Consider the following 12,976-nt stretch of genomic DNA (forward strand, 5'->3'; position numbering starts at 1 on the left):
CAACGGAGTGGCTGTTCAGTTTGGGGCGGTCTGTTATGTTCGCCTCAAATCAACCGAGCAGTTTCGGAGCAGCACGATGCGGATGATCCGCCAATTCCTCGCAACCCTACTATGTGCCGGGTCTGTGATGACCTCTGGCCTGGCAATGGCACAGGGCGCAAACGGGTTATCAGCACTTGCGCATTTGAAAGATCCGGGGGTGACGGTCAATGCAGGTTGGCGTGATCTGGATCTTCAGATCTCGATGACCCGACCGGTGCCATGGAGGATATTCACACTGGATGCCCCCCGCCGTCTGGTGATCGATTTCTCCGAGCTTGACTGGACCGGGCTGGACCGCGAGACGGTGCTTTATGACAGCACCAAGCTGTCGGATTTAAGGGCAGGTCTGTATCGGCCCGGATGGTCTCGTCTGGTTCTCGATCTTGCTGAACCAATGGCGGTGACATCCTCCGAGATGAAGACATCGGATGAGGGTGCCGCACTGAAACTGCGTCTCTCACCCGTATCTGACGAGGTTTTCAGCTCCAAGGCGGGGGTGCCGGAAACGCACTTTAAAGAACCCTCTTCGCTTTTGGATCCGGGGAAACACCGGCAGCGCGGAGAGGGACCATTGCGTGTTGTACTGGATCCCGGGCACGGCGGAATTGACCCCGGGGCGGAACGTGATGGGGTGGTTGAGGCAGAGCTCATTCTCACCTTCGCGCGCGAGTTGCGGGATGTTCTCAGGCGTGCCGGTGGTTTTGAGGTCGTGCTGACACGCGATGACAACAGATTTGTTTCTCTGGAAGAACGCGTGACGATCGCGCGTGAAGCCGGGGCAGATGTGCTGCTGTCTCTCCATGCAGACGCGCTGGCACATGGACGAGCCACCGGAGCAACGGTTTATACACTGTCAAAAGAGGCGTCTGATCTGGCATCTGAAAAACTGGCAGAACGTCATGATCGAGCTGATCTTCTGGCAGGAGTGGACCTGAGCGAACAGGATGACGAGGTTGCGCTGGTCCTGATGGGTTTGGCGCGCACTGAAACAGCGCCGCGATCCGATGCCTTGGCGGATGCGCTGGTCGAGGGGATCCATTCCGCGACCGGCTCGATCTACAAATCACCTCGCATGCAGGCCGGGTTTTCCGTGTTGAAGGCGCCGGATATCCCATCGGTTCTGATCGAACTTGGTTTCATGTCTTCGCCCAAGGATCTGAAGCGAATGACCTCTCCGAAGTGGCGCGCCCAGGCGGCAGAAGGCATTCGGGATGCGCTGCAATACTGGGCGCTTGAAGATGCAACTATGGTTGATCGGCTGCGCAAATAAGAAGTGTGAATCGAGTTTCGTGTAGTGGGCGCAACAAATAAAAGACCGCGTATTCGCGCGGTCTTTTAGGGGGCTCGTTATCTTTACAGACCCTTAGCGCGGTAACTTTTTGCAATTCGATCAATGGCAACGAGATAAGCCGCCATGCGTAGGTCAGGTACATCGTCTCGGGAGTGCCAAACCTCGCGCATCGCCTGATAGGCCGTGCGCATAGTGTCATCGAGACCTGACCGCACCAGCTCCAACTCATCTGCGCCGCGCAGGTATTTATCTTTGAACTCGGGTGTCATCGACCATGCGTCACCCAAGTGACGATCCAGCCGGTCCAGCTCGTCAATCACCAATTGGTGCCGCGCCTCTTCCTGACGGCGCTGCATCCGACCAAAGCGAATGTGGCTGAGGTTCTTGACCCATTCAAAATAGGACACGGTGACACCGCCTGCATTGGCATACATGTCTGGAATGATGACACATCCTTTAGACCTTAGGATATCATCGGCGCCAGCTGTTACAGGGCCGTTGGCGGCCTCGATGATAAGAGGCGCCTTGATACGATCTACATTGTCCAGATGAATGACACCTTCCAGTGCGGCGGGGATCAGGATGTCACATTCCCGCTCCAGCCCTTCCGCACCATTTTCCAGATAGGTGGCATCCGGGAAGCCTTTGACACCATCATTTGCAGCAATCCAGTTGCGCACGGCTTCGACGTCCAGCCCGTGATCATCAAAGATGGCACCATCTCGCTCAATGATCGTTGTAATCAGGGCGTGATCTTCTTCTGAGAGGAATTTGGATGCGTGATAGCCCACATTCCCAAGCCCCTGAACAATGATGCGCTTACCTTTCAAGCTGCCTTCAAGGCCAGCTTTGACAATATCTTCGGGGTGACGGAAAAACTCGCGGAGCGCATATTGCACACCACGCCCCGTGGCCTCGACACGACCTGAGATACCTCCTGCATGGGGTGGTTTACCGGTCACACAGGCCTTGGCATTGATGTCGGTGGTGTTCATGCGGGCGTATTGGTCGGCAATCCATGCCATCTCGCGTTCTCCGGTGCCCATATCAGGAGCAGGGACATTTTGCGAAGGGTGGATCAGATCACGTTTGGCGAGCTCATAAGCAAAGCGGCGCGTGATCAGCTCCATTTCATATTCATCATAATCACGAGGGTCGATGCAAAGACCGCCCTTTGATCCGCCAAATGGTGTTTCGACCAGAGCGCATTTGTAGGTCATAAGGGCCGCAAGTGCTTCGACCTCATCCTGGTTCACAGCGCTTGCATAACGTATGCCACCTTTTACCGGTTCCATATGTTCTGAATGAACTGAGCGATATCCGGTGAATGTCTTGATTTCGCCCCGCAGGCGCACCCCAAAGCGAACTGTATATGTGGCGTTGCAGACGCGGATCTTTTCTTTCAATCCGGGGGGCAGATCCATGATTTCGACAGCGCGGTCGAACATGATGTCCACGGATTCACGGAATGAAGGTTCTTGGGTACGGTTCATTGTGGGGCTCCCGATTGCGGGCCGGTTACGCTACAGACGAATCAGCAACTGCGACACTTTTACACACAGACTAGGCGCGATTGGTTAACAAGACATCCAGAAATTGGTGATTTTAGATGCGAAGGCATGATCGTTTTGCGACCGGAGAGGCATGTAAAAACCGAATTAAAGTATCGACTTATGGACAACTTTAATCATGAAAGCGCCTGAGCACAGCCCAAAGAAACGCGTTAATTTATCTGATTTATTCGGCGGGGAAGTATGGATTTAGGGGCTCCAGACCGTGCGCAACTATGTGTTTGAAAGGGAGCGGAGGCTAATTGATTTCCGTTTGGCGCTCGAACCCGGAAGTTCATTCGCGTGATCATTCCGGGATTGTGCATTTCTGCAAAGCTCTTGCTCGGCAATGCGGAATTGGATTGAGCAGATGATCGCTCAACTATGGTACAAGACCCCATTAGCGGAGAAATGCCATGTCCATTCGACCGATCCTTAACCAATCTCTTGCCAACCCGACAATCGAAGGGGCTGGTGTGCATCTTCATCGTGCCTTCGGTTTCCAAGACCCTGAAGCGTATGACCCCTTTCTCCTGTTCGATGACTTTCGCACAGATGATCCCGCCCTGTCGGCGAAGGGATTTCCATGGCATCCTCATCGTGGCATTGAAACCATTACATATGTGCTGGCCGGAGAGGTGGAGCACGAAGACAGTCTTGGAAACAAAGGTCGGTTAGGGGCAGGAGATATCCAGTGGATGACTGCTGGGTCAGGGATCATGCATCAGGAAATGCCCATCTCAAATACGCGAGGCCAAATGCACGGGTTCCAGCTGTGGGCCAACCTGCCGCGTGATCTGAAAATGACCTCTCCGAATTATCAGGATGTTCCTTCTGTTGAAATTCCGGTTATCGAAGAAGATGACGGCACGGTGGTTCGTGTGATCACGGGTAATTTTTGGGGCCGTACGGGCCCCGTGGATGGCATTGCGGCAGACCCACTCTATCTCGATATTTATGTGCCCGCGGGTGTCGTCAAAAGCTTCCCGATTGATACACGGCGTCAAGCGTTCGCCTATGTTTTTGAAGGGGCAGGCGTCTTTAGCGACGCAGCGGCTCCGCAGGGTGTGCTGCTTGAGAAAGAGGTGATGGGGCAAGAGGTAAATATTCGCGATCTCTCCGGTAATCGGACTGTTGTCAGGTTCGGTGCAGGTGATGAGGTACATGTGCAGGCGGGACAGGATGGGATCCGGTTTCTGCTCGTGGCAGGTGCCCCGATCCGCGAACCCGTGGCCTGGCACGGGCCGATTGTGATGAACACCCGGGAAGAGTTGCATCAGGCGATGAAGGACTTGCGCAACGGGACATTCATCCAACCCGCCCACTGAACCACGACTGAACCACGACCTGGGGCAACATAATCGCCTTATACCGTGCAAAAATGCGCGGAACCGATTGCCAATACTTGCGCAAATGTTACAAGTGTGCCGAATGTCGGAAATGTTGCCCTAAAGGTCGTGAACTCACCAATGCAAAAACTGGACCTCCCTCCGATCTGGTTGCTCGGATTGCTGGCTGTGGCCTATGTGTTGCATAGTGTCGTGCCCGGTCTCGGCTTCGGAGTGATCTGGATGCGGGGGCTTGGGGTTCTGCTCGCGGGGGTTGGCCTTGCGATCATGCTGGCTGCGATTTGGGAGTTCATACGAGCGCGCACAAGCATTATTCCACGTCAGAAACCGACAACATTTCTGCGTCGCGGCATCTATCGCTATACTCGAAATCCAATCTATCTGGGTGATGTTCTGGTCCTTGCCGGAGCAATTCTCTGGTTGGATGTTTTGCCTGGGCTAATCCTGATCCCTCTCTTTATCTTGTTGATAAATAACCGATTTATCTTGGGTGAAGAGGCGATGCTGCGAGAGCTTTATGGCGAGGATTATGAGGATTGGGCGAAGAAAGTTCGACGCTGGCTTTAAGTGGTTTTGAAATAAAATTGTCGCAATGCGGCAAAAAGAGATAGGATATTGCGCTGCGCCTGACTATGTTTGCCGGGACAGCGATAAGAAACAACGGAACTGAGATGGTTAACTTGATCAGTTCTAAGTCGGGAGAAGAGGAAAAGACACGTGAAGATTGGTGTTCCCAAGGAAATATTTGAGGGCGAGAACCGGGTCGCGATGACACCCGATAGCGCCAAGCTGCTGCAGAAACTCGGATATGACTGTATAATCGAGACCAAGGCCGGTTTGGCGGCTGGATTTTCGGATGCGCTCTATAAAGAAGCAGGTGTTGAGATTGCCAAGACAGCTGCCAGCCTGTGGAAAGAGGCAGACATCATTGCGAAGGTGCGTCAGCCGAATGACACAGAGCTGAAGCGTCTGAACAAGGACAAGACCTTGATTTCCTTCTTCAATCCCGGTGGGAACGAAGCAGGAATGGAAAAGGCCAAAGCCTCTGGCGCCAATGTGATTGCGATGGAAATGGTTCCACGTATTTCGCGTGCCCAGAAGATGGACGCCCTGTCGTCCATGGCCAATATCGCCGGTTATCGCGCTGTGATCGAAGCGGGCAACAACTTTGGCCGTTTCTTCACCGGTCAGGTGACCGCTGCTGGTAAAGTGCCACCTGCCAAGGTTCTGGTGGTCGGCGCTGGTGTGGCCGGTCTTGCCGCGATCGGTACCTCGGCCTCGCTGGGTGCCATCACCTATGCGTTTGACGTGCGCCCGGAAGTGGCTGAACAGGTGGAATCGATGGGCGCCGAGTTTGTCTATCTCGATTTCGAGGAAGAACAGCAGGATGGCGCGGCCGCCGGCGGTTATGCTTCGGTCTCATCTCCTGAGTTCCGCGAAGCGCAGCTGGCCAAGTTCCGCGAACTGGCGCCGGAGGTGGACATCGTCATCACCACCGCGCTTATCCCGAACCGTGAGGCGCCCAAGCTGTGGCTTGAGGACATGATCAAGGCGATGAAGCCGGGATCGGTTATTGTCGACCTGGCAGCCGAAAAAGGTGGCAACGCCGAAGGCACTGTGATGGACGAGAAGATCGTGACCGATAATGGCGTGACCATCGTCGGCTATACTGACTTCCCCTCGCGCATGGCCTCACAAGCCTCATCGCTTTATTCCAACAACATCCGCCACATGATGTCGGACCTGACGCCCGAGAAAGACGGTCAGGTCAATCATGACATGGAAGATGACGTGATCCGCGGCGCGACCGTGACCTTCGAAGGCGAGATCACCTTCCCGCCGCCGCCGCCCAAAGTGCAGGCGATTGCCGCCAAGCCGAAAGAGGTGGTGCCGGAACTGACGCTGGAAGAGAAGAAAGCCCTGGAAGCCGCTGAATTCAAACAGCAAACCAAGAACCAAGTCACTCTGCTTGCCGTTGGGGCTGCGCTCTTGCTTGGTGTTGGTCTGGTGGCGCCCGCCAGCTTCATGCAGCACTTTATCGTGTTTGTGCTGGCGGTGTTTGTCGGTTTCCAAGTGATCTGGGGAGTGGCGCATTCGCTCCACACGCCACTGATGGCGGTGACCAACGCAATCTCGTCGATCATCATTCTTGGTGCGCTGATGCAGATCGGAACCAGTTCCGCAATTGTTGTCATTCTGGCGGCTCTGTCGGTCTTCATGGCCGGGATCAACATCTTCGGTGGCTTCCTTGTCACCCGGCGCATGCTCGCCATGTTCCAGAAATCGTAAGGAGTAGGGATCAATGGAATTCGGTTTCACAACCGCCGCTTACGTTGTTGCGGCAGTTCTCTTCATCCTCTCCCTCGGTGGTCTGAGCGGGCAGGAAAGCGCGAAACGCGCGGTATGGTACGGCATTGTCGGCATGGGTCTGGCGGTGTTTGCAACGCTGATCGGTCCCGGTGCGGGCTTCTGGTGGCTGTCGATCATCCTGATCGCCATTGGTGGTGTGATCGGCACCGTGGTCGCACAACGCGTGCAGATGACCGAGATGCCGCAGCTTGTGGCTGCGATGCACTCGCTTGTTGGTCTGGCCGCCGTGTTTGTGGGCTTCAATGCGCATTTTGAACTCGTCAATGTTCTGGGCATGGATGAAGCGGCGAAGAAAGCGCTGGAAGGTTTTGGCGCGCTGATCGCCAAGAAAGACGTGGTTGAGCAGAACATCCTGCGGGTTGAACTGTTCCTCGGTGTCTTCATCGGTGCCGTGACCTTTACCGGCTCGGTGATTGCCTATGGCAAGCTGGCTGGAAAAGTGACCTCGGCGGCGGAAAAACTGCCCGGCGGTCATGCGCTGAACGCCAGTGCTGCCATTATTTCGCTGGTCTGCCTGATCTGGTACTTCAACTCCGGTGGCATCCTGCCGCTGATCATCATGACGCTGGCGGCCTTCTTTATCGGCTATCATCTGATCATGGGCATCGGTGGAGCCGACATGCCGGTGGTTGTATCGATGCTGAACAGCTACTCGGGCTGGGCCGCAGCTGCGATCGGCTTCTCGCTTGGCAATGACCTCTTGATCGTCGTCGGCGCGCTGGTTGGTTCCTCGGGTGCGATCCTGTCCTACATCATGTGTAAGGCGATGAACCGCTCGTTCATCAGCGTTATTCTTGGTGGCTTCGGTGGCACTGCTGGCCCGCAGATGGAAGTTGAAGGTGAGCAGATCGCCATCGACGCCGAAGGCGTGGCTGCCGCACTGGAAGATGCTGACTCGGTCATCATCATTCCGGGTTACGGCATGGCTGTTGCACAGGCTCAGAACGCTGTGTCGGATCTGGTGCGCAAGCTCAAGATCGCGGGTAAAGAGGTGCGTTTTGCGATCCACCCGGTGGCGGGGCGTCTGCCCGGTCACATGAACGTGCTGCTGGCGGAAGCCAAGGTTCCTTATGATATTGTGATGGAGATGGATGAGATCAATGATGACTTCCCGTCGACGGATGTGGCCATCGTCATCGGCTCCAACGACATCGTGAATCCGGCCGCCCAGGAAGATCCGAACAGCCCGATCGCTGGCATGCCAGTTCTGGAATGCTGGAAAGCCAAACAGGTGTTCGTGTCGAAACGTGGCCAAGGTACCGGTTATTCCGGCATCGAAAACCCGCTCTTCTACAAAGAGAATACGCGCATGTTCTACGGTGATGCCCGTGACAGCCTCGATAAGCTCCTGGGCCTGATCGACTGATCTTCTCAAATAATTCAGGGAAGGGCGTCCATTTGGGCGCCCTTTTCTTTTGTACGCGCCTTGCTCGGGGCGGACCATATGGGTAGTCAGGGCAGATGTCCCAAAGCTACGGTATCCTGATCAAACTCGCCTCCGTGGCCTTCATCTTGTCGATGCAAAGCTTGATCAAGGCGCTGCAAGGTGAGGTGCCGCCGGGAGAGGTGGTATTTTTCCGGGCGCTTTTGTCGATCCCGTTTCTTCTGATTTGGATTGGGTGGCAGGGGCGGCTTTTTGTTGTGCTGAAAACCGAAAACCTTCCGGGAAATATTCTGCGTGGCGTCTTGGGAGCTTGTGCCATGGGGCTGACCTTTGCCGCGATCTCATATCTTCCACTGCCCGAGGCAACCGCGATCTTTTACGTGGCACCGATCCTGACCACGATCTTCGCCGCGATCTTCCTGAGAGAACCAGTAAGGCTGATCCGATTGGCAGCCGTTGGGGTGGGGCTTTTGGGCGTGCTTGTGATCTTGTGGCCGCGCTTGGGGAGTGTGTTTGAAAGCGGCGCGACCGAAGATACCATCTTGGCCTTCGGTGCGATGCTGGCCTTGGGCGCCGCCATTTTCATGGCGGTGGCAAAAATCCTCGTGCGTCGTTTGGTGGGGAAGGATCACCCTTCGACGGTGGTGCTTTACGCTGCGATCTGCGCGAGTGTGGTCACGCTTGTCTCAGCGCCTTTTGGTTGGGTATGGCCGACGGCGGAGCAATGGGTGCTGCTGCTCGGGGCAGGGATGTTTGGTGCGATCGGTCAGGCGCTTCTGACTACCGCATACAAATACGCAGATGCCTCGACCATTGCGCCCTTCGACTATTCCTCGATGATTTTTGCCATCCTGTTCGGATATGTGTTTTTTGCCGAATGGCCGACAGTCCAGACGCTCATCGGGGCAGCTATCGTGATCTCCGCAGGGGGTGTGATCCTGTGGCGCGAAACCCGACTTGGGGTGGAGACGGCAAAAGCGCGGCGGGCCTCTCCTACCGGGAGCTAACTGTAGTGCCTAGCTGTGCAATTCCCTGCTGTGTCACCGATAAAGTGCTGGCTGGAAAGGGAAATATGGGCTATCGTATTTCCAATACCCCGCAATTAGACGGGGTTCTCCGGTTGGGGCGCAGATCCCAAAAAATACAAAAAAACCGGGGAAAACAAATGAGAATGAGCGGTACTTAAAGCAGTGACAGGCGGCAAACATGACTGAAATGGTGTATGGCGTAATCCCGCAACGGGATGGCGATCCTATTCTTCCACGGTGGTGGCGCACGGTGGATCGTTGGTCGATTTCATGTGTGCTTGCGCTGTTTGGGTTGGGCATTCTTCTCGGGCTCGCTGCGTCGCCACCACTGGCCGAACGCAACGGGTTGGAGCATTTCCACTATGTCGAGCGCCAATTGCTGTTTGGGGCTGTTGGCCTTGTTACCCTGTTCGCCACCACAATGATGAGCCCCACGATGGTGCGCCGTCTCGGGGTGATCGGATTTGCCTTTGCCTTTGTCGCTGTGATCATGCTGCCGGTTTTGGGCACCGATTTCGGTAAAGGGGCCGTACGCTGGTATTCGCTGGGCTTTGCCTCATTACAACCGTCGGAATTTCTCAAGCCCGGTTTTGTGATTGTCGCGGCTTGGCTGATGGCCGCAAGTCATGAGCTGAACGGACCTCCGGGCCGTTCCATTTCGCTTGCCCTTCTGATCATCATCGTGGCTTTTCTGGTGATGCAACCGGATTACGGCCAGACAGCTTTGATCGCTTTCGCATGGGGCGTGATGTATTTTCTCGCGGGCGCGCCGATCACCATTCTTGTGTCGCTGGTGGGGTTGGTCGTGCTGGGAATGACATTTGCCTATAACAACTCTGAACACGTTGCCCGGCGCATTGACGGGTTCCTCAATCCCGAGGTCGACCCGACCACCCAGCTTGGCTATGCCACAAACGCGATCCGCGAAGGTGGGTTCTTTGGGGTTGGTGTAGGCGAGGGGCAAGTGAAGTGGTCACTGCCGGATGCGCATACCGACTTCATCATTGCAGTGGCTGCCGAAGAATACGGTCTGGTGCTCGTGCTGCTCATCATCGCCCTTTATGCAACCATCGTTATTCGCAGTTTCATGCGACTCATTCAGGAGCGCGACACCTTCATTCGCTTGGCCGGAGCGGGGCTCGCGTCGATTTTTGGCGTGCAGGCCCTGATCAACATGGGGGTCGCAGTGCGTCTTTTGCCTGCAAAAGGCATGACTTTGCCGTTTGTCAGCTATGGCGGATCTTCGCTTATTGCAGGCGGCATCGCATTGGGTATGTTGCTGGCGTTCACCCGCACCCGCCCGCAAGGCCGGATGCAGGACGTGTTCAACCAACGACACTGATCTCATCCGGTCCTCTGACGGGCCTCAATATACGGACAACGCCGGACCATGGCTGACACCCAACCTCTTCTCGTGATCGCCGCCGGGGGCACTGGCGGTCACATGTTTCCCGCTCAGGCCTTGGCCGAAGCCATGCTGCGCAAAGGCTGGCGGGTAAAGCTTTCAACGGATGCGCGTGGCGCGCGCTACACCGGTGGTTTCCCACATGTGGTGGACGTGGAAGAGGTGAGCTCTGCAACCTTCTCTCGTGGTGGCCCCTTGGCCAAGATGCTGGTGCCCTTCAAGATCCTTGGCGGCATCTTGTCGATGGCTTGGCGGCTCAGACGTGATCGACCTGCTGCAATTGTCGGTTTTGGGGGGTATCCTTCGATCCCGGCATTGGGAGCAGCCTGGATGCTGGGACTGCCGCGTATGATCCATGAGCAAAATGGCGTTCTGGGGCGTGTGAATAAACGGTTTGCCACCAAGGTGAACTTTGTTGCCTGCGGAACCTGGCCTACCGAAGTCCCACAGGACTCAAATGCAATTCATACCGGAAATCCGGTCAGAGGAGAGGTTCGGAAACGTGCTGGTGCGGCCTATATTGCTCCCGGCGATTACCCAATGTCGATCCTTGTAATGGGAGGCAGCCAGGGCGCACGTGCCTTGTCCGACAATGTACCTGCCGCGATTGCAGCACTTCCCGGGCATTTGCTCCAGCATATTTCCGTCAGCCATCAGGCGCGGGATGAAGACCATGACCGCGTTGTCGCCTTTTACGACGAACACGGTATCCGCGCCGATGTGCAGCCCTTCTTCACCGACATTCCTCGCCGCATGTCGGAAGCTCAGCTTGTGATCAGCCGGGCAGGCGCGTCATCGGTCGCTGATATTTCGGTGATTGGACGCCCGTCGATCCTGATCCCCTATCCGCATGCGACCGAAGATCATCAAACGGCCAATGCCCGCGGTTTGGTTGAAGCGCAAGCCGCCATTCTGATACCCGAAAGCCAACTGGATCCCGCCATGCTTTCCGAGCAAATTGCCAATGTATTGGAGCATCCAGAAGGTGCCTTGCTGATGTCGCAAGCGGCAACTTCCCAAGGTATCCCCGACGCGACCGAGCGCCTTGTGGCGCTTGTTGAAGAACTGACAGGACAGAATTCATGAATGCAGCCGCCACCAAACTGCCCACCGAAATGGGCGCCATCCACTTTGTCGGCATTGGCGGCATCGGCATGTCGGGCATCGCCGAAGTGCTCCTCAATCACGGTTACACCATTCAGGGATCTGACCTGAAAGCCTCAAAGATCACCAATCGCCTCGGGGAACTGGGGGCCGAGATCTTCGTTGGCCAGAAGGCAGAGAACCTCGAAAATGCCGAAGTGGTGGTGATCTCATCCGCCATCAAACCCGGCAATCCCGAACTGGACGCCGCGCGGGCAAGTGGCCTGCCGGTCGTGCGTCGTGCAGAGATGCTGGCGGAGCTGATGCGTCTCAAGTCGAACATCGCAGTAGCCGGAACCCATGGCAAAACGACCACCACGACGATGGTGGCAGAGCTTTTGGTGCATGGCGGGATCGACCCGACTGTCATCAATGGTGGGATCATCCATGCCTATGGCTCCAACGCACGGATGGGGCAGGGGGAATGGATGGTGGTTGAGGCCGACGAGTCGGACGGCACGTTCAACCGCCTGCCTGCCACCGTCGCCATCGTCACCAATATCGACCCCGAGCATATGGAACACTGGGGCGACTTTGACACGCTGCGTCAGGGCTTCCTCGATTTCGTGTCCAACATCCCATTCTACGGGCTGGCAGTCTGCTGCACCGATCATCCTGAGGTTCAAGCTCTTGTCGGGAAAGTTACCGATCGGCGTGTTGTCACCTATGGTTTCAACGCTCAGGCTGACGTACGGGCTGTAAATCTGCACTACAAAGGCGGAGTGGCACATTTCGATATTGAGCTGCACCATGAAGGCAGCACAATCGAAGGCTGCACCCTGCCGATGCCGGGGGACCACAACGTCTCCAACGCGCTTTCTGCCGTGGCCGTCGCCCGCCATCTGGGCATGAAGCGCGATGAAATCCGCGCGGCTCTCGCGAGCTTCGGAGGGGTCAATCGCCGCTTTACCAAGGTTGGCGAAGTGAACGGTGTGACCATCATCGATGATTACGGGCACCATCCGGTTGAGATTGCCGCCGTGCTCAGAGCGGCGCGTCAAGCCTGCGAAGGGCGGGTGATCGCCGTGCATCAACCGCACCGCTACACACGCCTACATGATCTGTTCGAAGAGTTCTGTGCCTGTTTCAACGAAGCAGATGTTGTTGGAATTGCAGATGTATTCGCTGCGGGCGAAGATCCGATTGAAGGTGCAAGCCGCGATGATCTGGTCGCCGGTCTGGTGCGCCATGGTCACCGTCATGCAGGCGCCGTTTCCTCTGAGGATGATCTGGTGAAGCTGGTTCAGGATGAGACCAAACCGGGTGACATGGTGGTCTGCCTCGGGGCGGGCACGATCAGCACCTGGGCCAACAACCTGCCATCGCGCCTGGCTTAATTGCTGCCCTGGCGCTTGTTTTACGCCAGTTTCCATGTGTTTTGACTATGATTTAATTGCTGCCTGATGCAAAGGTA

Annotated in this window: 10 protein-coding genes; 9 read left to right on the top strand and 1 reads right to left on the bottom strand. The window is 56.0% G+C overall.

Features of this window, described 5'->3' with window-relative positions; genetic code table 11:
* Positions 1-76: 76 nt before the first annotated feature.
* Entirely contained in the window at positions 77-1,312 is a 1,236-nt protein-coding gene (locus O2N63_RS10205; protein ID WP_271054156.1) for an N-acetylmuramoyl-L-alanine amidase, read from the top strand.
* An 83-nt stretch (positions 1,313-1,395) separates the two neighbouring features.
* Here the strand turns inward: O2N63_RS10205 and O2N63_RS10210 are convergent, their stop codons facing one another.
* A complete protein-coding gene (locus tag O2N63_RS10210) occupies positions 1,396-2,826 on the bottom strand; it encodes a Glu/Leu/Phe/Val family dehydrogenase (protein ID WP_271054157.1) in 1,431 nt (476 codons plus the stop codon).
* A 473-nt stretch (positions 2,827-3,299) separates the two neighbouring features.
* Here O2N63_RS10210 and O2N63_RS10215 point away from each other — a divergent pair, with 473 nt between their 5' ends.
* The 8 genes from O2N63_RS10215 to murC all read left to right on the top strand — a co-directional run bounded on the left by O2N63_RS10215 (position 3,300) and on the right by murC (position 12,899).
* Positions 3,300-4,211 carry a pirin family protein gene (locus O2N63_RS10215; RefSeq protein WP_271054158.1) on the top strand — a complete coding sequence of 304 codons (912 nt, stop codon included), beginning with the start codon at positions 3,300-3,302 and terminating at the stop codon, positions 4,209-4,211.
* Positions 4,212-4,352: 141 nt separating this feature from the next.
* On the top strand, positions 4,353-4,799 hold the full coding sequence (locus O2N63_RS10220; protein ID WP_271054159.1) for a methyltransferase family protein: 447 nt from the start codon (positions 4,353-4,355) through the stop codon (positions 4,797-4,799).
* 150 nt (positions 4,800-4,949) lie between these two features.
* Positions 4,950-6,521 carry a Re/Si-specific NAD(P)(+) transhydrogenase subunit alpha gene (locus tag O2N63_RS10225; protein ID WP_271054160.1) on the top strand — a complete coding sequence of 524 codons (1,572 nt, stop codon included), beginning with the start codon at positions 4,950-4,952 and terminating at the stop codon, positions 6,519-6,521.
* Between the two features lie 13 nt (positions 6,522-6,534).
* Positions 6,535-7,968, top strand: coding sequence for an NAD(P)(+) transhydrogenase (Re/Si-specific) subunit beta (locus O2N63_RS10230; protein ID WP_271054161.1), 1,434 nt, complete (start codon positions 6,535-6,537; stop codon positions 7,966-7,968).
* 95 nt (positions 7,969-8,063) lie between these two features.
* Positions 8,064-8,993, top strand: coding sequence for a DMT family transporter (locus tag O2N63_RS10235; protein ID WP_271054162.1), 930 nt, complete (start codon positions 8,064-8,066; stop codon positions 8,991-8,993).
* Positions 8,994-9,192: 199 nt separating this feature from the next.
* Positions 9,193-10,356, top strand: a complete 1,164-nt coding sequence (gene ftsW, locus O2N63_RS10240; protein WP_271054163.1) for a putative lipid II flippase FtsW — start codon at positions 9,193-9,195, stop codon at positions 10,354-10,356.
* A 48-nt stretch (positions 10,357-10,404) separates the two neighbouring features.
* The gene (locus O2N63_RS10245) at positions 10,405-11,505 is read left to right on the top strand and encodes a UDP-N-acetylglucosamine--N-acetylmuramyl-(pentapeptide) pyrophosphoryl-undecaprenol N-acetylglucosamine transferase (RefSeq protein WP_271054164.1); all 1,101 of its coding nucleotides are present in this window, start codon (positions 10,405-10,407) and stop codon (positions 11,503-11,505) included.
* Complete coding sequence (gene murC / locus O2N63_RS10250; protein ID WP_271054165.1) at positions 11,502-12,899, top strand: UDP-N-acetylmuramate--L-alanine ligase; 1,398 nt, start codon at positions 11,502-11,504, stop codon at positions 12,897-12,899. Before O2N63_RS10245 ends, murC begins: the two co-directional genes overlap by 4 nt.
* Positions 12,900-12,976 lie beyond the last annotated feature (77 nt).

Source organism: Aliiroseovarius salicola (assembly GCF_027891095.1).
Lineage (GTDB): Bacteria > Pseudomonadota > Alphaproteobacteria > Rhodobacterales > Rhodobacteraceae > Aliiroseovarius > Aliiroseovarius salicola.

Excerpts from the sequence above, each read along its gene's own strand:
- O2N63_RS10205 (WP_271054156.1), top strand. The coding sequence starts at position 77 with ATGCGGATGATCCGCCAATTCCTCGCAACCCTACTATGTGCCGGGTCT.
- O2N63_RS10210 (WP_271054157.1), bottom strand. The coding sequence starts at position 2,826 with ATGAACCGTACCCAAGAACCTTCATTCCGTGAATCCGTGGACATCATG.
- O2N63_RS10215 (WP_271054158.1), top strand. The coding sequence starts at position 3,300 with ATGTCCATTCGACCGATCCTTAACCAATCTCTTGCCAACCCGACAATC.
- O2N63_RS10220 (WP_271054159.1), top strand. The coding sequence starts at position 4,353 with ATGCAAAAACTGGACCTCCCTCCGATCTGGTTGCTCGGATTGCTGGCT.
- O2N63_RS10230 (WP_271054161.1), top strand. The coding sequence starts at position 6,535 with ATGGAATTCGGTTTCACAACCGCCGCTTACGTTGTTGCGGCAGTTCTC.
- O2N63_RS10235 (WP_271054162.1), top strand. The coding sequence starts at position 8,064 with ATGTCCCAAAGCTACGGTATCCTGATCAAACTCGCCTCCGTGGCCTTC.
- ftsW (WP_271054163.1), top strand. The coding sequence starts at position 9,193 with ATGACTGAAATGGTGTATGGCGTAATCCCGCAACGGGATGGCGATCCT.
- O2N63_RS10245 (WP_271054164.1), top strand. The coding sequence starts at position 10,405 with ATGGCTGACACCCAACCTCTTCTCGTGATCGCCGCCGGGGGCACTGGC.
- murC (WP_271054165.1), top strand. The coding sequence starts at position 11,502 with ATGAATGCAGCCGCCACCAAACTGCCCACCGAAATGGGCGCCATCCAC.